The organism is Maribacter arcticus, assembly GCF_900167935.1.
Taxonomy (GTDB): Bacteria; Bacteroidota; Bacteroidia; order Flavobacteriales; family Flavobacteriaceae; genus Maribacter; species Maribacter arcticus.
In genome coordinates this window covers 172,443-193,698 of record NZ_FUYL01000003.1, presented here as the reverse complement: position 1 = coordinate 193,698, position 21,256 = coordinate 172,443, and the positions used below count along the sequence as shown (strand labels likewise).

The window sequence follows — 21,256 nt, the reverse complement described above, 5'->3', positions numbered from 1 at the left end:
ACCATTAGATGGTATTGAGACCGTTTTATATTCTTTGTATCTTTTTCATACTTGGCATAACTGCACAAGAACTCCCCCCAATTCAAAATTACACACCTATTGAATATGCTGCTGAAAACCAAAATTGGTCAATTACACAATCTATAGACAAGAATATCTATGTAGCGAACAATGGAGGTTTGCTAGAATTTAATGGGGCGGTTTGGAAATTATACCAATCTCCTAATGGAACACCATTAAAATCTGTAAAGATTATAAATGACCGGGTGTATACAGGCAGTTATATGGAATTTGGTTATTGGATAAAAGATGATTTTGGGGTTTTAATATATAACTCGATTTCTTCTAAATTAGAACAGCCACTTATAGAAGATGAGCATTTTTGGAATATATCAGAATTTAAAGATTGGGTACTGTTCCAATCATTAGACCGTATCTATATTTACAATACTATTAATGGTTCTTTTGACATATTGGATGCTAAAACTACCAGAGCGGCAGTTCTTGAAGTTGGGAATAAAATTTATTTTCAGAAAATTGGCGAGGGAATTTTCACCATTGAAAATCAGTTTTAGTTTCAGATAACGATATCTTTAAAACTGATATTATTATTGGGGCATTTTCAATAGAAAATAGGATTCTATTTGTTACCGAACAAAGTAAATTTTATTTTCTTGACGATGCTGTTCTTACTAGGTGGAATATTTCAGCAGATATAGCTTTAGCAAACGTAGAAGCATATAGTGCTTTACGATTAAATGATGGCTCATTTGTTTTAGGTTCTATCTCAAATGGAGTTTATCATGTAGATGATGAGGGTAGTATTCTAAGTCATATCAATCAAGAAAAAGGCTTAAACAATAATACCGTTCTTTCTTTATTTCAAGATGTTGACCAAAATTTATGGTTAGGATTGGATAATGGATTAAGTGTTGTAAACTTAGATTCTCCCTTTGGGGAATATATAGATCATAATGGAGTCTTAGGTGTAGTTTATACTGCTGTATTATTTGATGATATTTTATATTTAGGAACAAATCAAGGCTTGTTTTATAAGAGAAAGGATGAGGATGTCGGTTTTCAGCTTATTGATGGTACTCAAGGGCAAGTATGGTTATTAAAAACAATAAATGGTACACTGTTTTGTGGTCATCACAAAGGTACTTATGTTGTTGAGAAAGGGAAGGCTAAACAAATATCGGACTTACCGGGTACTTGGGATATTCACACAATAGAGTCAAACTCGAATCTATTGTTACAAGGAAATTACAAAGGGTTGAGTATTCTTGAAAAGACAAATGGTCAATGGCGCTTTCGTAATAAAGTTGAAGGATTTAATAGCTCCAGTAGATTTTTTGAATTTATAGATGCAGAACATATTCTTGTGAATCATGATTACAAAGGTATTTTCGATTTAAAAATTGATACGGGATATAATAAGATTATAGAGGTAATCCAAAAAGAGTCTAAAGGAACAGGGTCAAGTCTTCTTAAGTATGATGATGAAGTAATTTATACTACAATAAATGGAGTATTTACATTTATAACTGATCAACAAGATTTTAGTAAGGATTCTATTTTAACGAGTAAGTTTTTTGATATAGATGAAAGTATTATTGGCATACTTAAGCCAACAAATAATTCAGAAAAAATTTGGGGTTTTACCAATGATAATATTATTTGCGTTTCGCCAGGCATATTAAGTGATGTTCCACAACGTTTAAAAATTCCAATTCCAAATTTCTTCAGAAGAAGCATGGGCATTTTGGGTTTTGAATCGATTGTGCATTTAAATGATGAGGTTTATTTAATAGGTATAGCTAACGGTTATGTTACCCTCGATTTAAATAAGGTAAAACAAAAGGAATATCAAATCTCAATAAATTCAATTTCTAAAGAATTTTATGATGCACCTAATATCAATATTAAGCTCGAAGAATTTAAAGAATTTAAATCGTCTGAAAATAACTTGAAATTTCTTTTCAATGTACCTGAGTTCGATAAATATACCGAGGTGGAATATCAATATCGATTAGAAGATGTTTATAAAGAATGGAGTATTTGGTCAACGAATTCTGAGGTTTCGTTCAAAAACTTGCCTTATGGAACTCATACTTTTGAAGTTAGAGCTAAAGTGGGTAATAATCTCTCAAAGAATACTACTTCTTATGAATTTATGATTCCTAAACCGTGGTATTTATCTTATTTGGCTGTTTTTTGCTATTTAGTATTAAGCATGTTTCTTTTAATTTTTATTCATAAGCTATATAAAGGATATTACAAAAAGCAACAAAATCAGCTTTTGAATGAGAGTAAAAAGAGGTTGAAACGTAAAAAGTTGAAAAACCAAAAGAGGATTGTTCAAATTAAAAATACTCAGCTACAAGAACTTATAGAGAGTAAGAATCGTGAATTGGCAATATCTACTATGAGTATTATAAAAAAGAATGAATTCTTAAATTCTATTAAAGAACAATTAAAGGGAAGTAGTGTTGATTCTCAAGTAAAATCTGTTATTAGAACAATTGATAGAAATATTAACAATGTTGACGATTGGAAATTTTTTGAGAATGCATTCAATAATGCCGATAAAGATTTTTTGAAAAAAGTAAAAAATGTTCACCCAGAACTCTCTGCAAATGATTTACGTTTATGTGCTTACTTGCGATTAAACTTGTCGTCTAAAGAGATTGCCCCTCTCTTGAATATATCTGTACGAAGTGTAGAGGTAAAGAGGTACCGATTACGTAAAAAAATGAACTTATTACGTGAAGATGGCTTAACAGAATATATCATGGATTTATAACCCCCTCTACATAGTCTCTTTTTACCACAACATTACTACAACATGACTTAATTATATAGTTAAAAGTTATTATAATGTTAAGATGGTGAAATAGGCTTCATTGACTATCTATTATTGAGAATATCACTTTATTTTGGCTTTTTTATTGACCTGTATGTTTTTTGTATGGGCTATTATTTCGGAATTGATAATCAGCTAAATTAAATTGCATCAATCTTGTACCTAAAAAGAAACACAACTATGTTACTGTATTTAGATACTTGTAAATGATTAACTCAAATAAAATTAATTATGAAAAACTTGAAGTACATTTTTTTTGCATTTCTAATGGTATTGGTCGGTTGTGAAGACGATGATGCATTTGGATCTGTAGCATTATCTAATCTTACCGTAAACACAGAGGTTAGTGATGACGGATCAGGCACAGTTATATTTAAGCCTTCTGCTTCTGGAGCAAAGTCTTATAATTATAATTTTGGAGATGGAACTACTGCAGAATCTCTTACAGGTTTTATTTCTAAAACATATAGGACAGTTGGAGAAAATATCTTTACCGTAACCATAACTGCAAATGGTTTTGATGGGACAACTATGACGGAAACTGTTGAAGTTTCAATAAATATCCCTGTAACGAATTCAGACCTGGTAAATTTACTTACAGATGGCACTTCTAAAACATGGTTCTTGGCGGCAGCACAACCTGGTCATTTAGGATTAGGTCCTGCACGAGAAGGAATAGATGGTGATTGGTGGTATCCTAAATGGTATTCTGCTAAGGCTTTTGAAAAGTGCGGCAGTGATATTTCTGATTGTTTTTGTGATGACGAGCTTACTTTTTCTGTAGATTCTAATGGAGATGTAACGTATGTTTTAGATAATATGGGTCAAACATTTTTCAATGTTGGGCATACGGCTGTAGTTGGTGGAACTTCTGACGAAGATTTTTGTTATGATTATGATACCTCTGGAGAAAAGGCAGTTACTATTTCCTCTGTAGAGGGTAATGTTCCAGAAGCTGAAACTACGGGAATGCAAATGGAATTTGCTGATGGTGGTTTTATGAGCTACTATGTAGGGTCATCAACTTATGAAATCTTATCATTAAGCGAAAACTTATTATATGTTAGAACATATGATACGATGAATCCTGATTTGGCTTGGTATATTAGATTTACTTCAGCTCCTTCGACAGGTGGTGGTGATGAGAGTTTACAGACTATTTATACAAATCTTGTGTGGTCTGATGAGTTTGATGTTAATGGAGCACCAAATCCTGCTAACTGGACCTACGACATTGGTGCAGGTGGTTGGGGTAATGGTGAAGCTCAGGAGTATACCGATAGTGCCGATAATGTTATCGTTGAAGACGGTTTGCTTAAAATAACAGCTCGTGGCTCTGGAGTTGCGGGTGGTGCAGTACATTATTATGATGATGTTACTTTGGTAGCAAGTGGTGGTGGCGTATCAGTAGTCGAGGATTTTGAAGGAACGGCACCAGCTTTTACTGATTTTGGAGGTGCTTCAACTGCAGTAATTAGTAATCCTGATGCATCTGGTGAAAATACATCGACAAATGTGGGAGAATCAACAAAAAATAGTGGAGCAGAAGTTTGGGCAGGTTCTTTTTTCGATGTTGCCGCACCATTAGATTTAACTACATACTCAAGTATGGAAATTAAAACTTGGTCACCTGCGGTGGGTGCAGTTGTTAGATTAAAGCTTGAGAATCAAGCAAATCCAGATGAATTTTTTGAAGTCGATGCAACTACATCTGTTAATGAAGAATGGGAAGCCTTAACATTTGACTTAAGTTCAGCACCTGCATTTACTTATGATAGAGTTGTTTTATTCTTTGATTTTGGGGTTAGTCCGACAGGAAGTGCTGCATATACTTCTGCAAGAATTAAATCTGAAAATTTATTTGAATTTACATATGGTAGAGTTGAAATTAGAGCTAAACTACCTTCTGCAGGTGGTACTTGGCCTGCACTTTGGGCTTTAGGAGCTAACTTTGATGAAGTGGGTTGGCCTGCAACTGGAGAAATAGACATTATGGAACACGTGGGTAACAATAGCAATACAGTTAGCAGTGCTTTGCACTTCCCTGGTAATTCTGGAGGTTCAGCGGTTGTTGGTGCTACTCCTGTGTCAAGTGCTACATCAGAATTTCATAATTATACGGTAGAATGGACGCCTGAAAGTATCAAGTTTGTAGTAGATGATGAACTTATTCATAATAGTTTTGTTAACTCAGCGAGTACGCCGTTTAATAGTGATTTCTTTTTAATAATGAATATAGCTATGGGTGGCACACTTGGTGGCGCTATTGATGGTGAATTTATTCAAGATTCAATGGAAGTTGATTATGTAAGGGTATACCAATAATAATTATTATAAACTATATAAAGGCTATTGTATTCATTTACAATGGCCTTTTTTTATTCTGGTTTTATTAGTGATTAAGGTTTGAAGATGATATTATTCAAATAGTATTATGTGAATAATAATTGTAAAGGTAATCTAGCATAGATAGTAGATAATATGCTTGTTTTATTGATGCTTTAGAATGTAAACCTTTGCATCATATAATTGCTAAGAATTAAAATCATGAAGAATATAAAAATTTACCCAACAATATGGCAGACTATTCCTTTCTCTTTAGATATGGTTGATATCTGGAAAAGAAAGACAAAGAAGAAATTAAAACAAGTAAAATAAAATGATTTGGTCTTTAACAAGACGTTAAAGACTATAGAATTATTACAAAATAAAAAGCCCCTTTTGTAAGGGGCTTTTTTAAAGTATTTTTTTTAACAATATGGGCTGGGTTAAAAAAAGTTAAACAATCCCTATTAGGGACAAAAGAATTCCAACTGCAACGACTGCTAAAAAGGCGTTCATCGCAATAATTAATACAGATAGATAAGAATCTACCCCCGTTTTAAATGATAAATTATTCATAACATTACCTGCTTTAAAGTTATACTACTAAAGCTAGTCGATGTTTGCAACATTTAAATAGACAATGTTGTAAAGCCTTAAAAATTTGTTGTGAAGTCTTACTTTGTTGATGTTTGGTAATTCTTATAATGTATTTAATCTATCAAAATGGTATTTTATCGACATTTGTTTAAAATGTACGTGATAAATAAAAGCATTTTAGATGTTGTCAATTTAAATTATTCGATTAAACCAATCCAATCTGCTATGGCGGCTAGAGGTACAGAAAGGAGTATCAGTATTAAGCAACCAATCATTAATTTTAAAAAACCATTGAGCATTTTAACTCCTGAAGTTAGTTGTTGTTCCATAATCATAGTTCTATTGTTCTGTACTCAATATAAGGATATTGACGCTAAGGTGCTGTAAAATAGGAGTGTAAAATCGACAAAAGTATCAAATCACCTTTGTAAAGTAAGATTTTGCATTCTTTTAAATTAATTTTTGGAGAATAATCTAGATAATATCTTGGCAGGCAAAGGATTTAATGCTTACTAACACTATTCCTTAAAACTGAGGTTATAACATTCATAACCTTCTCAGTTGCACCAACTTTCTCTTTAATATACTGGTAGTTTATAAGTCCAGTAGATTTCTTAAACTTCTCGTTTTCAAAACAAGAATTTAATTGCTTATTAAATTCGATAGTGTTGTTAATAGCTAACACACCTTTTAATTGTACCAAATCCTCTGCTTCTATAAAGCCTTCTAACTTGGGGCCTATAATAACCGGTATACCAAATATAGCAGGCTCTAATGTGTTGTGTAAACCAGTAGCAAAGCCACCACCTACATAGGCTACATCTGCATAACTATATATTTTTGTCAAAATACCTATAGTATCTATGATAATAACTTCATATTTTTCAAGTTCTGAATTTTCAAGTTCTGAATAACATAGTACTGGTTTGGTAATAGCCTGTTTAATTGTTTCAATGTGTTTTGCTTTAATAGTGTGTGGCGCAATTACAAATTGAATTGAATGAGTATTTTGATTTATATAATCTATAATGATTTTTTCATCTTCTGGCCAAGTACTGCCAGCTACAAAACAAAATTTATTCTGTTTGAAACGATTCATGAAATCTAGCGAATTATCTCGTTCAAGAATTTCGTTTACCCTATCAAAACGAGTATCACCTGTAATGGTGATATTATTAAATCCAATAGATTTCAGTAAATCATTTGAGTTTTCATTTTGAACAAAAAAGTGCGAAAACTTTGTTAACGCTTTTCGCATGAACTCGCCATACCATTTAAAGTAAATTTGATTTTCTTTAAATAATGCTGATACAAGAAAGGTAGGTATGTTCTTTTTCTTTAGAGCTAATAAGTAGTTGGGCCAAATTTCATATTTAATAAAAATCACCACAGTTGGATGTGTAGCCTCTATAAATAAGTCAACATTCTTGTTAGTGTCGAGGGGCAGATAACAAATAACATCTGCCACTTTACTGTTTTTTTTCACCTCATAGCCCGATGGTGAAAAAAAGGTGAGTATTATTTTATGAGAAGGATACCTACGCTTTAATTCTTCTAATATCGGAAGGCCTTGTTCGTATTCGCCTAAAGATGCAGCATGAATCCAAATAACTTTATCCTCTTTAGATATATATTTTTTTAATATTGAAAATGTATCCTTTCTACCATTTACAAAAAGAGATAGTTTGGTGTTTACCAAGGCTAGTACTCTAAGAATAGCAGAAGCAATTAAGACAAGAAGATTATAAAGAAAGTACAAACCTATGCTTTTGGGCTAAATTACGTTTCTTTCCATAAAATTAGTGTCGTCTGTTTCGTATTTTTGTATCACTTCATGTAATTTCAACAGATGAAAAAGATACAAATGGTAGACCTAAGTGGTCAATACCAAGAAATTAAAGATCAAGTCAATACCTCCATAACTCAAATACTAGAAACATCGGCCTTTATTAATGGCCCAGAAGTTCATGCATTTCAAAAGGAGTTAGAAACCTACCTTGGTGTAAAACATGTAATTCCTTGTGCAAATGGTACAGATGCATTACAAATTGCAATGATGGGTTTGGGTTTAAAGCCAGGTGATGAGGTTATTACAGCAGATTTTACTTTTGCCGCAACAGTAGAGGTTATCGCTTTATTGCAATTAACACCGGTTTTGGTTGATGTATATCCTGACACTTTTAATATTAATATAGAGGCTTTAGAAAAGGCAATAACTCCTAAGACAAAAGCAATTGTTCCTGTTCACCTTTTTGGGCAATGTGCTAATATGGATGCCATTCTTGCATTAGCTGAAAAGCATAACTTATTTGTGATAGAGGATAATGCACAAGCAATAGGTGCTAAATATTTATCTAAAAACGGTAAAAAATCTATGGCGGGTAGCATGGGTCATGTAGGTGCAACTTCCTTTTTTCCTTCAAAAAATTTAGGATGTTATGGTGATGGTGGCGCTATTTTTACCAATGATGATGATTTGGCGCACATTATTAGAGGAATTGTAAACCATGGTATGTATGAAAGATATCATCATGATGTAGTGGGGGTTAATTCTAGATTAGATTCTATACAAGCTGCTGTTTTGAGAGCTAAACTTCCAAAACTAGATGGGTATTGTGAGGCTAGAAGAAATGCTGCGCGTGCATATTCAAGAGCGTTTAAAAACCAACAACATATCGTTACTCCAGTTACCGTAAATAATTGTGAGGGTATTTGTGATGTGTGTGATTGTCATGTTTTTCATCAATACACCTTAAAAATAACCAATGGAAAAAGAGACGCGTTGGCGAAGTATTTGAACGAGAACGATATTCCTTGTGGTGTATATTATCCGATTCCGCTTCATAATCAAAAAGCTTATGTAGATGAGCGATATAGGGAAGAAGATTTTCCGGTTACTAATCAATTAGTGAAAGAAGTAATCTCATTACCAATGCATACAGAATTGGACGAGGAACAGATTAACCATATTACAAAGATGGTTATCGGTTTTGTTAATGGATAAAGTACGAAGTTTTTATATTTGGTTTAAGTTGAAACAACATATTAAATGAAAGTATTAGTAACAGGAGGTTTAGGGTTCATTGGGTCACATACAGTTGTAGAACTTCAGACTAAAGGTTTTGAGGTTATCATTATAGATGATTGCTCGAATTCTGATGAAAAAGTTCTTATAGGTATTGAAGCCATTACCGGTAAAAAGCCTCTTTTTGAAAAGCTAGATTTAAAGGAAAAGCATAGCGTTGAAGATTTTTTTCAAAGACATCAAGATATTACTGGGGTTATTCATTTTGCTGCGTCAAAGGCAGTTGGGGAGAGTGTTGAAAAACCATTGCTGTATTATGAAAATAATATAGGTACACTTATTTATATTTTAAAGGAGCTTTGTAAAAAAAATAAAGCAAGTTTTATTTTTAGTTCTTCATGTACTGTTTATGGTCAGGCAGATAAAATGCCTATTACTGAGGATGCTCCTGTTAAGGTAGCCGAATCTCCTTATGGGAATACAAAGCAAATGGGTGAGGAAATTATTGCGGATACCTGTAAGGTTACCCCTAGCTTAAATGCTATTGCATTACGTTATTTTAACCCAATGGGAGCCCACCCAAGTGGAGAGATTGGTGAATTACCTAAAGGAGTTCCGCAAAACTTAGTACCATTTATTACCCAAACAGGAATCGGCTTAAGAAAAGAATTATCTGTATTTGGCGATGACTATCCAACCCCAGATGGTACTTGTATTCGTGACTATATTTATGTGGTCGATTTGGCTAAGGCGCATGTTGTTGCTTTAGAGCGTTTGTTTCAAGGAAAGAATGAGAAAAACTATGAAGTTTTTAATGTTGGCACCGGTACAGGAAGTTCTGTATTGGAAGCTATTCATAGCTTTGAAAAAGTTTCAGGTAGAAAGTTGAATTATAAAATTGTTGATAGAAGACCAGGTGATATTACTTCGGCATATGCTGATACAACCAAGGCGAATACTGTTTTAGGGTGGAAAGCTGAATATACTTTAGATGAGGCCATGAACTACGCATGGATCTGGGAACAGAAAATTCGTGATTGAAATTCTTAATCTCAAGGACTTGAATAAGGGGAAATATGGTTATATTTCCCCTTATTACTTTAAACATTATCTCATGAAAAACTTGAACCTAATAATTTGTTTGTTCGTTACTACCATAATTTCTGCACAAGATATTTATATTCAATGCGGGACGATTTATGATACTAACTCTGGAAATCTTATTAAGGATAAAACCATAGTGGTTTTTAAGAACAAAATTAAATCTATTGAGAATGGTTTTATTTTTGGAACAGATGCAGATAGGATAATCAATTTAAAGGATAAAATTGTGTTACCTGGTCTTATCGATATGCATGTTCATATAGAAGGAGAGTATAATGCAAAATCCTATATAAAAGAATTTACGGCAAATGAAGCTGATATAGCTTTAGAGTCAACGGTTTATGCTAAACGTACATTGATGGCAGGTTTTACTACGGTGCGTGATTTAGGAGGTACGGGTGTAAATATTGCGCTTAGAAATGCTATTAATGGAGGCCTGGTAGATGGACCGCGAATTTTTACTGCAGGCAAGGCGCTTGCTACTACAGGCGGGCATGCAGACCCTACTAATGGTAGGCGAAATGACCTAATGGGAGATCCGGGTCCAAAAGAAGGAGTCGTGAATTCTGTGCCAGACGCAAAAAAAGCGGTGAGACAACGATATAAAAATGGAGCTGACGTCATTAAAATTACTGCAACAGGTGGAGTTTTAAGTGTTGCTAAAAGTGGTCAAAACCCGCAGTTTACACTAGAAGAGATAAAAGCGATTACAGAAACTGCAAAGAATTATGGTTTTACTGTTGCTGCGCATGCCCATGGAGATGAAGGTATGAAAATAGCGGTTATGGGTGGTGTCAATACCATAGAGCATGGTACATTAATGAGTGAGGAAACTATGGATCTGATGATTAAAAGCCAGTGCTATCTGATTCCAACTATAAGTGCAGGAAAGCAAGTTGCTGAAAAAGCCCTTATTCCTGGTTTTTTTCCAGAAATTGTTGCTAAGAAAGCTTTAGAAATAGGGCCTAAACATATTGCTACTATGGCAAAAGCTTATAAAAAAGGTGTTCCGATGGGTTTTGGTACTGATGCAGGTGTATTTCCTCATGGTAAAAATGCGATTGAATTTGGGTATTTGCTAGAAGCAGGTATTCCGGCAAAAGAATCATTAAAGCAAGCAACAATTATAAATGCACGTTTATTGGGTATGCAAGAAAAATTAGGAGAGATTAAACAAGGGTATATAGCAGATATTATTGCGGTTGAAGAAAATCCTGATCAAAATGTGAAAACATTGGAGAATGTAATTTTTGTAATGAAAGATGGTGTTGTTTATAAGCAATAGAATTTTAAAATCGCTTAATATTTTTTTATAAAATGAAAGAATGAAGTTGAACGCAATCAATAGTAATGAAGTGTTGACTTTGGCTAATGAATCTAAGCTACTTTCAGATTTAAAACATCAAATAGAGAAAGATTTTGGTCTTGCTAATATTTCATTGAAATTACCACTGAAGTTTGATGCCCAAACTTTCGTATCTACTATTCGAGAGAAAGTATATTATCTGATGATAGAACATTTTTCTGAATACCTTAATCTTCTATATGTAGTTGATATACCTGAAAGTCAATTTAAGCAAATTGCAATTACTGATGCCGTAGAGGTTGCAGATCAAATGACTTTTCTCATCTTAAAACGCGAATACCAAAAAGTATGGTATAGAAATAAGTATAGGTAAGCAGAATTTGTAATTCAAATTCTGCTTGCTCAATCTAGACTTTTATATAGATACCTTTCTTGTCCATAAGGTAGCCAACGAACCAGCAAGTCAGCATAATCCATAAGGCAAAAAATAGTGACCCAAAGTAGTCACCACCTATCGCAATGAAAATATTATCTGCAATCCAGTTGTAGGCGCTTGTTCCTTTCATTGAAATTACGGCTAACGTAATAATAAACAATTCTGACAATAAGTATATGAATAAGGTGTTTCTGCCAAAAATCTCAAAAAAATAGGTCCACTTACCAGGTTTTCTCATGTCTAGTAAATATATTAAAATAGCTATGATAAATAAATCGATTCCACTAGTCAATAATACGAACGAACTAGACCAAAGTTTTTTGTTGAATGGCATAATTAAATCCCAAGCAAAACCAGCTAGAACCAATATGGCCGCAAACATTAGTAATTTTGCGATAGTTTCAAAGTTTTGGCCATTCTTCTGAATAAATTTCCCCGTTAGGTATCCAGCAATTACATTAACGATAGCGGGTAGCGTACTCAATAATCCTTCAGGGTCAAAAGCGACACCACCGTTACCGTGGTACATATGGTTTGCCCCAATTAAAAATTTATCAAGTTTTATTACCGCATTACCCATTAAAGTTAGGTCGCCAAAGACAACAAGTAAAATGTTGTAGCCAATTAAGGCTAATATGCTGAAAATGATAACAGTTTTTGTTTTAAAGTAATGAAGTAGAAGAGATGCGAATAAATAGCACAGTGCAATACGCTGCAGTACACCAAAAATTCTAGTTTCTGCAATAGGTTTTATTGCTCCATTTTCAAAAAAAGGAAACCAATACATTAAAAAACCTAAAAGAAAAATAATTGAAAAACGCTTAAAGACCTTTTTAAAGAAAGCGCCATCTCCAATTGCTTCATATTTTTTCATGCTGAAGCTCATGGCGTTCCCCACTACAAACAAAAAAGTAGGAAAAACTAAATCGGTTAAGGTGAATCCGTTCCACTCTGCATGTTTTAAGATTCCGAAACTTGTATTGCCGTTGCCAGGAGAGTTAACAATAATCATAAGGGCAACATCCATTCCCCTAAAAACATCTAAGGAGAGATATCTGTTTTTCAATGTATTCATAATGGTTAGGTTGGTCGGTGTTGAAGGTAACTAAAAATTAAAAATATACGCGTACAAATGGCATCAATGCATTGCCATAAATGCTTTTTTTATGATTATAAAGTAAGTCATATCGTAAGCCAAAGGTTACATTGGGCGTGCTATAGCCTATTCCGACAAAGAAAGCAGGTAGCCAATAATTATCCTCAATAGTTACTGTTTGGGTATATAATGTTCTGTTGATGCGTAATTGTTCGAATTCGGTTGAAAGCTGAAGTTTGGGTATGGGGTTAAAAAGGGATAATACGCTTCCGCCGTAGGCTAAAAATTTATCATCGCTGAACTTTGCGTAATTAAAATTTAAACTTGTACCTACCGCTAATTGGTCATTAAATTGGTATATCACGCTTGGTGAAATTGAACCATTAAAGCCATTGTTTGTGAATCCCAAACCAATGCCTCCACCAAATCGAACGTTGTTCCAAAAATCAGAATTGTTAGTTGAATTTTGGGCAAAAGAGTAGATAATATTTAAGGTGATGAAAAGTGTAAAAAGTATTTTTTTTAAGCCCATATGCGGATTTTGTTTTAAAGTTTCATTTTTTTCAATAATACACTACATTCTTCCGTTAGATATGGTAAATGTTGTAAATTTGTACAAATTTATTCTAAAGATACAGAAAGTAATTCATGGATAAATATTCCTTTTTGAATACCGCTCATACCTCTTTTTTTTCAGAGCTATATGATAAGTATTTAGTGAATCCGGACAGTGTAGAGCCTAGTTGGAGAGCCTTTTTTCAAGGTTTTGACTTTGGTCTAGAGAGTTCGCTAGATGAACTAGATATTGATGAAAATCGAACTACAGCTATAGTAAATGGCAACAAAAGTGAAATGCCAGAATCTCTTCAAAAGGAGTTTCAGGTAATTCGTTTAATTGACGGTTATAGAAGTAGAGGTCATTTGTTCACAGAGACTAACCCGGTTAGAGAGCGAAGACATTACGAGCCAACTTTAGATATTCAAAACTTTGGTTTAGAAGAATCTGATTTATCAACAGTTTTTAATGCGGGTGATATTATCGGCATTGGGCCAAGTTCGTTAAATGATATAATTACACACCTACAGAGTATTTATTGTGATGCTATTGGTGTTGAATATATGTTTATTCGTAAACCTGAAAAGGTGAAATGGATACAAGATTGGATTAATGTTAATGACAATCATCCAAATTTTGACCCAGATCGAAAAAAGCATATTCTTAAAAAATTAAATCATGCTATTTCTTTTGAAACTTTTCTTCATACGAAGTACGTAGGACAGAAAAGATTTTCTTTAGAGGGGAACGAATCTTTAATACCTGCATTAGATGTAATTGTTGAACGCGCGGCAGAAATGGGCGTGAAACAGTTCGTTATGGGTATGGCGCACCGTGGCAGATTAAATGTACTAACTAATATTTTTGGTAAATCGGCGAAAGATATTTTTAGTGAGTTTGATGGTAAAGATTACGAGCAAGAGATTTTTGATGGCGATGTTAAGTATCATTTAGGGTGGACGTCGGATAGAAAATCAGACAACGGCAATAAAATTAAGATGAACATTGCGCCCAATCCGTCACACTTAGAAACAGTAGGTGCCGTAGTTGAAGGTATAGCGAGAGCAAAACAAGATACTCATTATCAAGATGATTTTTCTAAAGTATTACCAATTGTTGTTCATGGTGATGCTGCAATTGCTGGCCAAGGCCTGGTATATGAATTGGTTCAAATGGCCAATCTTGATGGGTATAAAACAGGCGGCACGATACATATAGTAGTTAATAATCAAATAGGGTTTACTACTAATTATTTAGATGCTAGAACATCTACGTATTGTACTGATGTTGCAAAAGTTACTTTAAGTCCAGTACTTCATGTAAATGCAGATGATGCAGAAGCAGTTGTACACGCCTCTCTTTTTGCATTGGAATATAGAATGCGATTTGCTGGTGATGTATTTATCGATTTGTTAGGATACAGAAAATATGGTCATAACGAAGGTGATGAACCTAGGTTTACACAGCCTAAATTATATAAAGCGATAGCAAAGCATAAAAATCCAAGAGATATTTATGCAGAAAGATTAATGAAAGAGGGCGTTATTGATGAAAGCTATGTCGCTGAACTTGAGAAACAATATAAAGACTCTCTTGAAGAAAAATTAGAAGATTCAAGAAAAGAGGATAAAACAGTAATCACGCCTTTTATGGCTGATGAATGGAAAGGCTTTGAAAATGTGCGTGAATGGGAGATGATGGAAGCCATTGACACCACTTTTGATAAAGATAAATTAACTAAAATCGCTAAAGTTCTCACAGAACTACCTAAGGGTAAAAAGTTCTTGCGAAAAGTTGAGAAATTGGTTAATGATCGTCATAATATGTATTTCGAATCTGATAATCTAGATTGGGCAATGGGCGAGTTATTAGCCTATGGCTCTCTTTTAGAAGAAGGTTTTGCTGTGCGTATCTCTGGTCAAGATGTTGAGCGTGGTACTTTTTCGCATCGTCATGCCGTAATGAAGGTTGAAGAAAGCGAAGAAGAGGTTGTCCTTTTGAACATGCTTTCAGAGCAACAAGCTAAATTTCAAATTTACAATTCACTTTTATCAGAATATGGTGTCGTAGGTTTTGATTATGGCTATGCCATGGCCAGTCCTAATACATTAACTATTTGGGAAGCTCAATTTGGAGATTTCAGTAATGGAGCCCAAATCATGATTGACCAATATATTTCTGCTGCTGAAGATAAGTGGAAGCTTCAAAACGGATTGGTAATGTTATTGCCTCACGGTTATGAAGGTCAAGGTGCTGAACATTCTTCAGCTAGAATGGAGCGTTATTTACAATTATGTGCTAAGGATAATATGTATATAGCAGATGTAACTACACCTGCACAGATGTTTCATATCTTAAGAAGGCAAATGAAGGCGAATTTTAGAAAGCCTTTAATCATATTTACACCTAAAAGTTTATTAAGACACGCTAAAGCGGTTTCAAAAATTTCTGAGTTTACTGAAGGTGGTTTTCAAGAAGTTATTGATGATGAAACGGCCGATGCTAAGAAAGTTAAAAGTTTAGTCTTCTGTACTGGTAAGTTTTATTATGACTTATTAGTAGTTAAGGAAGAGCAAAAAAGAGATGATATAGCTTTAGTTAGAGTTGAGCAATTGTTTCCTTTGCCTGCAGAGAAAATGAAGGAGGTAATGGCGAAGTATAAGAATGCAGATGACTTTGTTTGGGCTCAAGAAGAACCAAGAAATATGGGGGCATGGAGTCATTTATTAATGCACTTTAGTGAGGTTCAAAAATTCAGAGTAGCTTCTCGACGTTTTTATGCTGCCCCTGCTGCAGGTAGTGCGGTTAGGTCTAAAATGCGTCATCAACAGGTAATAGATTACGTCTTTGACAAGTCAAAGGATAATATGTTCAAACCCAAAGATTTAAAATAACATATCAAATTATAGAAAGAATGATTCTAGAAATGAAGGTCCCTTCACCGGGAGAATCTATCACGGAGGTAGAAATAGCGGAGTGGTTAGTTCAAGATGGGGATTACGTAGAAAAAGATCAGGCAATTGCTGAGGTAGATTCAGATAAGGCTACTTTAGAGTTGCCAGCTGAAGCAAGTGGTATTATCACCTTGAAAGCTGAAGAAGGAGATGCTGTAGCTGTAGGTGCCGTTGTATGTTTAATTGATACTAGTGCTGCAAAGCCAGAAGGTGATGATAAGGGTGCTGCTTCTGCATCAAAAAATGAGGAAGTTAAAAAAGAAGCCATAGCTGAAAAAGCTCCGCAACCAGTTCAACCTAAAAAAACGTATGCGTCAGGAGTTCCTTCACCTGCTGCAAAGAAAATTTTAGACGAAAAGGGTGTTGATAAAAATACCGTATCAGGTTCGGGTCGTGATGGTAGAATCACCAAAGAAGATGCTGTGAATGCTGTTCCTTCTATGGGAACTCCTACTGGTGGTAATCGTGGTGAGACAAGGTCAAAATTGTCTATGTTACGTAGAAAAGTTGCCGAACGATTGGTTTCTGCTAAGAATGAGACCGCTATGTTAACCACTTTCAATGAAGTGGACATGAGCGCCATCTTTGAACTTAGAAATAAGTACAAGGAAGATTTTAAAAGCAAACACGGGGTAGGGTTAGGTTTCATGTCTTTTTTCACTAAAGCAGTTGTTAGAGCCTTAGAGATGTACCCAGCTGTTAACTCTATGATAGATGGTAAAGAAATGATTTCTTTTGATTTCTGTGATATCAGTATCGCAGTATCAGGGCCAAAGGGATTAATGGTGCCTGTTATTAGAAATGCAGAGAATTTAACTTTTAGAGGTATTGAGGCAGAAGTGAAAAGACTTGCTATTAGAGCACGTGAAGGTGAAATAACTGTAGATGAAATGACAGGTGGTACCTTTACAATTACTAATGGCGGTGTTTTTGGTTCAATGTTATCGACACCGATTATTAATCCACCACAGAGCGCAATTTTAGGTATGCACAATATTGTTGAGCGACCTATCGCACGTGATGGTGCTATTGCAATTGCACCAATAATGTATGTTGCGGTTTCTTATGATCACCGTATCATCGATGGTAAAGAGTCAGTAGGTTTCTTAGTGGCTATTAAAGAGGCGTTAGAAAGCCCTGAAGCTTTATTAATGGATAATAATGTAAAGAAGGCTTTAGAAATGTAAATTTCTAAAATTTAGATAGAATTAAAAAAGCGCTGAGAATTCTCAGCGCTTTTTGTTTTTTAAATAAAGATATTGGTTGTCGTAGTCAATTATTGCTTTCGATTTTTTTAGAATATCTGCCCCTATTATTCCGTCTACGGGTTCGGCATTATGAGCTATTAATGCTTCATTGACATGTTTGAGGTCGAATAAAACAATTTTAAGTTTTTTTAATTGCCAAGAGTGTAAATCTATAACGTTTTTTTTTGAGATAAGGGTCTCCATGTTCGTAGCTCCTGCTCCAGCAGCCTTTATTTTAGATTCTTGAGATACAAGATTGAAATGTTCAATGCGGTTCATGCCAACACATGTATTCGATGCGCCTGTATCTAATATAAATCTACCTTTAATGGAGTTTATTTTTGCATTAATTTCAAAGTGGTCTGTTGCTGTTAAAACTAAGGGGATAGAGACATAATTTTTCTTCTTTAAAAATTTTTTGAGGGTACTCATGGCTCATTTTTTTCAAAGATAAGTCTATTTTTGTGGCATGATGATAACCGACACACATACGCATTTGTACAGCGAAGCTTTCGATGAAGATAGAAGTATTATTATTCAAAATGCGATTGATATAGGGGTTGGGCGTTTTTTTATACCGGCCATTGATTCTACATATACACAACGCATGCTTGATTTAGAAAAAGATTTTCCAAAGCATGTATACTTAATGACGGGTTTACATCCTACTCACGTGAAAGAAAATTTTCGAGAGGAACTTTCTCATGTAGAAGAAATGTTGACTACTCATAAGTTTTATGCAATTGGTGAAATAGGAATAGATTTATATTGGGATAAAAAATATTTAAAAGAACAGCAAATCGCCTTTAAATCTCAGATTCAGCTCGCGAAAAAAAATAAACTACCTATTGTTATTCATTGCAGAGATGCATTTGATGAGGTTTTTGAAATTTTGGAAGATGAGAAAGGAGAAGATTTAAGAGGAATTTTTCATTGTTTTACTGGTACATATGAACAAGCACAAAAGGCTATATCTTATAATTTGAAATTGGGGATCGGTGGCGTTGTAACTTTTAAGAATGGTAAAATCGATACGTTTTTAAAGGAAATCGCTTTAAGGCATATTGTATTGGAAACAGATTCTCCTTATTTGGCTCCTGCTCCATATAGAGGTAAAAGAAATGAAAGTTCATATATTGTTAATGTTCTCGAGAAATTAGCTGATATTCATCAGATTTCTAATGAACAAGTAGCGTTAGTAACAACCAAGAATTCGGTAGATGTTTTCGGAATTTAGTAATTATTTAAAAGAGAAAGTTTGAGCTCAGCTAAAAGCAGTATTTTATTAATTTATACGGGCGGTACCATCGGAATGATGAAAGATTATACTTCTGGCGCGTTGAAGGCTTTTGATTTTTCGCAGTTATTGAAGAATATACCAGAGCTTAATCAGTTAGATTGTACGATATCAAGCTATTCTTTTGAGCGTCCTATAGATTCATCGAACATGAATCCTACCCATTGGGTTGCAATTTCAGATATCGTTGCTGAAAAGTATGATGAATATGATGGTTTTGTGGTGTTGCATGGTAGTGATACAATGAGTTATACCGCCTCTGCACTTAGTTTTTTGCTAGAAAATTTAGGAAAGCCAGTGATATTAACTGGCTCCCAATTACCTATTGGTGATTTGCGAACCGACGCTAAAGAGAACTTAATTACGGCCATTCAAATAGCAGCTTTGAAAAAAAAGGGCAAAGCTGTAATTCAAGAAGTAGGGCTTTATTTTGAATATAAGTTATATAGAGGAAATAGGACAACTAAAATAAATGCAGAACATTTTCAGGCATTTGCCTCTTTAAATTATCCGCAACTAATTGAATCGGGCGTCCATTTGACAGTTTTTAATGAATATTTATTGCCGCAAAAGAAGAAATTAGGCTTAAAATCTCATAGAAATATGGATGATAATGTCGCTATTTTAAAAATTTTTCCAGGAATTAACAAAAATGTTATCGATGCCATGCTGGGAACGAAAAATTTAAAAGCACTTGTTTTGGAAACATATGGTTCAGGAAATGCACCGATGGAAGAGTGGTTTTTGGAGCGGTTAAATAATGCTATAATAAATGGTATTCATATAATTAACGTTACACAATGTTCTGGAGGTGCAGTTATGATGGGTCATTATGAGACCAGTTCAAGGCTTAAGAAAATGCAAGTTATTAATGGTAAGGATATTACGACCGAAGCTGCAATTACTAAGGCAATGTATCTATTGGGTTCTGGTGTATCACAAGACTTATTTAAAACTGTTTTTGAGACTTCTTTGCGTGGTGAAATGATGTGAAATTAACACTGATTTAATTTCTTTAACTAATATTTTTTTTGTTATTTGCCCACCCTTAAAAAGGGTAATTTAGAGAGGTGGCCGAGTGGTCGAAGGCGCACGCCTGGAAAGTGTGTATACCCCAAAAGGGTATCGAGGGTTCGAATCCCTTCCTCTCTGCAAGTAAGTTTTACTTTTTTTATATTGTTTTTTTTTTATCTTTAACCCTATTAACTAACTAATTTAAGTTCGAAAAAATGAAAAAATTATTCCCAAGCCTAGCAATCGCTGGGGCATTTGTAGCAGGTACAAATATGGCAAGCGCTAAAGTAGCTGCAGTAGCTATACTACTTCAAGACGCAACACCAGAAGCAGAGAGAGGTTTTACTCAAATGTTAAAAGAAATGTTTATCACTGGTGGTGCCGGCTTTATGGGTATCGTTCTTTTATGTTTGATTCTTGGTTTAGCAGTTGCTATCGAAAGAATTATCTATTTAAACATGGCAAGTACAAATACTGCTAAGTTGAAACAACAAGTTGAGGACGCATTAGCATCAGGCGGTGTTGAAGCTGCTAAAGAAGTTTGTAGAAATACAAAAGGTCCTGTTGCTTCTATATACTACCAAGGTTTAGATAGAGCTGGTGAAAGTGTAGAGTCTGCTGAAAAAGCGGTTGTTGCTTACGGTGGAGTTCAAATGGGACAATTAGAGAAGAACGTTTCTTGGTTGTCATTGTTTATCGCTATTGCACCGATGCTTGGTTTCATGGGTACGGTAATTGGTATGATTCAGGCCTTCCAAAAGATTGCTGCTGTTGGTAACTTAAGTGCATCTCTTATTGCAGGTGATATTCAAGTTGCATTATTGACGACAGTATTTGGTCTTATTACGGCTATTATACTTCAAATTTTCTATAATTATATCATTGCTAAAATTGATAGTATTGTTAATGATATGGAAGATTCTTCGATTTCTTTAATCGATATGTTGGTAGATCACAAAAAATAAGTAACACTTTTTATACCTAAAATATTATGCAAAAAATTGTAAAAATAGCATTGGTAGTAATAGGATTACTTGGTGCGGTTCTATGGTTCATGCTTCCTGAAAGGGATATGCCTGCTGCTGAAGCAGCTCAAAGCGGAGCTATGAACTTTATGTTTATTATAACTTATTTCCTTTTAGCGGTTGCAGTTATAGTTAGTTTAGTCTTTACCTTAAAAAACTTATTCGCTAACCCACAAGGATTGAAAAAAACCTTGTTTGTTGTAGGTGGTCTTTTATTGGTAGTTGGTATTTCTTATGTTATGTCGAGTGGGACGGACGTTGCTCCTGAATTCTTGGCCATGACAACTGAAAGTACAGTTAAGAAAATTGGTATGGGATTAAATGTTTTCTTTATCCTTACTATTATCGCTGTAGCTTCTTTGGTATTGCCAGCAATTAAAAATATGTTTAGTAAATAATTAAATAAAG

18 protein-coding genes and 1 tRNA gene are annotated in these 21,256 nt (G+C 34.3%); 14 read left to right on the top strand and 5 right to left on the bottom strand.

Translation table 11 applies throughout. The features are described 5' to 3' along the window. Window positions 1-8: 8 nt before the first annotated feature. The 3 genes from B5X55_RS18965 to B5X55_RS18640 all read left to right on the top strand — a co-directional run bounded on the left by B5X55_RS18965 (window position 9) and on the right by B5X55_RS18640 (window position 5,191). Window positions 9-575, top strand: coding sequence for a hypothetical protein (locus B5X55_RS18965; protein ID WP_234999678.1), 567 nt, complete (start codon window positions 9-11; stop codon window positions 573-575). A gap of 338 nt (window positions 576-913) precedes the next feature. Beyond that, window positions 914-2,806, top strand: a complete 1,893-nt coding sequence (locus B5X55_RS06230) for a triple tyrosine motif-containing protein (protein ID WP_234999677.1) — start codon at window positions 914-916, stop codon at window positions 2,804-2,806. A gap of 291 nt (window positions 2,807-3,097) precedes the next feature. Further along, window positions 3,098-5,191 (top strand): family 16 glycosylhydrolase, encoded by a 2,094-nt coding sequence (locus B5X55_RS18640; protein ID WP_234999676.1) that lies wholly within the window; start codon window positions 3,098-3,100, stop codon window positions 5,189-5,191. Between the two features lie 794 nt (window positions 5,192-5,985). Here the strand turns inward: B5X55_RS18640 and B5X55_RS19135 are convergent. Then, a complete protein-coding gene (locus B5X55_RS19135) occupies window positions 5,986-6,117 on the bottom strand; it encodes a hypothetical protein (RefSeq protein ID WP_262494152.1) in 132 nt (43 codons plus the stop codon). Between the two features lie 173 nt (window positions 6,118-6,290). Beyond that, window positions 6,291-7,547, bottom strand: a complete 1,257-nt coding sequence (locus B5X55_RS06220; RefSeq protein ID WP_079511752.1) for a 3-deoxy-D-manno-octulosonic acid transferase — start codon at window positions 7,545-7,547, stop codon at window positions 6,291-6,293. A gap of 90 nt (window positions 7,548-7,637) precedes the next feature. On the opposite strand from B5X55_RS06220, the gene B5X55_RS06215 reads away from it, so the two are divergent. The 4 genes from B5X55_RS06215 to B5X55_RS06200 all read left to right on the top strand — a co-directional run bounded on the left by B5X55_RS06215 (window position 7,638) and on the right by B5X55_RS06200 (window position 11,596). Further along, complete coding sequence (locus tag B5X55_RS06215; RefSeq protein ID WP_079511751.1) at window positions 7,638-8,792, top strand: DegT/DnrJ/EryC1/StrS family aminotransferase; 1,155 nt, start codon at window positions 7,638-7,640, stop codon at window positions 8,790-8,792. 45 nt (window positions 8,793-8,837) lie between these two features. Next, entirely contained in the window at window positions 8,838-9,854 is a 1,017-nt protein-coding gene (galE, locus tag B5X55_RS06210) for a UDP-glucose 4-epimerase GalE (protein WP_079511750.1), read from the top strand. Window positions 9,855-9,927: 73 nt separating this feature from the next. Beyond that, window positions 9,928-11,202 (top strand): metal-dependent hydrolase family protein, encoded by a 1,275-nt coding sequence (locus tag B5X55_RS06205; protein WP_079511749.1) that lies wholly within the window; start codon window positions 9,928-9,930, stop codon window positions 11,200-11,202. Between the two features lie 40 nt (window positions 11,203-11,242). Further along, complete coding sequence (locus B5X55_RS06200) at window positions 11,243-11,596, top strand: hypothetical protein (RefSeq protein WP_079511748.1); 354 nt, start codon at window positions 11,243-11,245, stop codon at window positions 11,594-11,596. Between the two features lie 34 nt (window positions 11,597-11,630). Here the strand turns inward: B5X55_RS06200 and B5X55_RS06195 are convergent, their stop codons facing one another. Both B5X55_RS06195 and B5X55_RS06190 read right to left on the bottom strand, forming a co-directional pair. Next, window positions 11,631-12,734 carry an acyltransferase family protein gene (locus B5X55_RS06195; RefSeq protein WP_079511747.1) on the bottom strand — a complete coding sequence of 368 codons (1,104 nt, stop codon included), beginning with the start codon at window positions 12,732-12,734 and terminating at the stop codon, window positions 11,631-11,633. 37 nt (window positions 12,735-12,771) lie between these two features. Then, window positions 12,772-13,287 carry an alpha-ketoglutarate decarboxylase gene (locus B5X55_RS06190; RefSeq protein WP_079511746.1) on the bottom strand — a complete coding sequence of 172 codons (516 nt, stop codon included), beginning with the start codon at window positions 13,285-13,287 and terminating at the stop codon, window positions 12,772-12,774. Window positions 13,288-13,403: 116 nt separating this feature from the next. Between B5X55_RS06190 and B5X55_RS06185 the strand changes: the two genes are divergently transcribed. Together B5X55_RS06185 and odhB are read left to right on the top strand one after the other, a co-directional pair. Next, window positions 13,404-16,205 carry a 2-oxoglutarate dehydrogenase E1 component gene (locus B5X55_RS06185; protein ID WP_079511745.1) on the top strand — a complete coding sequence of 934 codons (2,802 nt, stop codon included), beginning with the start codon at window positions 13,404-13,406 and terminating at the stop codon, window positions 16,203-16,205. 20 nt (window positions 16,206-16,225) lie between these two features. Beyond that, window positions 16,226-17,452, top strand: coding sequence for a 2-oxoglutarate dehydrogenase complex dihydrolipoyllysine-residue succinyltransferase (gene odhB, locus B5X55_RS06180; RefSeq protein ID WP_079511744.1), 1,227 nt, complete (start codon window positions 16,226-16,228; stop codon window positions 17,450-17,452). Window positions 17,453-17,494: 42 nt separating this feature from the next. Here odhB and B5X55_RS06175 read toward each other — a convergent pair whose 3' ends face one another. Then, window positions 17,495-17,944: a retropepsin-like aspartic protease gene (locus B5X55_RS06175; RefSeq protein WP_079511743.1), complete on the bottom strand. Its 450-nt coding sequence runs from the start codon at window positions 17,942-17,944 to the stop codon at window positions 17,495-17,497. Window positions 17,945-17,981: 37 nt separating this feature from the next. Between B5X55_RS06175 and B5X55_RS06170 the strand changes: the two genes are divergently transcribed. The 5 genes from B5X55_RS06170 to B5X55_RS06150 all read left to right on the top strand — a co-directional run bounded on the left by B5X55_RS06170 (window position 17,982) and on the right by B5X55_RS06150 (window position 21,246). Continuing rightward, on the top strand, window positions 17,982-18,749 hold the full coding sequence (locus tag B5X55_RS06170; RefSeq protein ID WP_079511742.1) for a TatD family hydrolase: 768 nt from the start codon (window positions 17,982-17,984) through the stop codon (window positions 18,747-18,749). Between the two features lie 21 nt (window positions 18,750-18,770). Further along, window positions 18,771-19,802: an asparaginase gene (locus tag B5X55_RS06165; protein WP_079511741.1), complete on the top strand. Its 1,032-nt coding sequence runs from the start codon at window positions 18,771-18,773 to the stop codon at window positions 19,800-19,802. Between the two features lie 71 nt (window positions 19,803-19,873). Beyond that, window positions 19,874-19,961, top strand: a tRNA-Ser gene (locus tag B5X55_RS06160). A gap of 77 nt (window positions 19,962-20,038) precedes the next feature. After that, on the top strand, window positions 20,039-20,788 hold the full coding sequence (locus tag B5X55_RS06155) for a MotA/TolQ/ExbB proton channel family protein (RefSeq protein ID WP_079511740.1): 750 nt from the start codon (window positions 20,039-20,041) through the stop codon (window positions 20,786-20,788). A gap of 26 nt (window positions 20,789-20,814) precedes the next feature. Beyond that, window positions 20,815-21,246 carry a hypothetical protein gene (locus B5X55_RS06150; RefSeq protein WP_079511739.1) on the top strand — a complete coding sequence of 144 codons (432 nt, stop codon included), beginning with the start codon at window positions 20,815-20,817 and terminating at the stop codon, window positions 21,244-21,246. The last annotated feature ends 10 nt before the right edge of the window (window positions 21,247-21,256 follow it).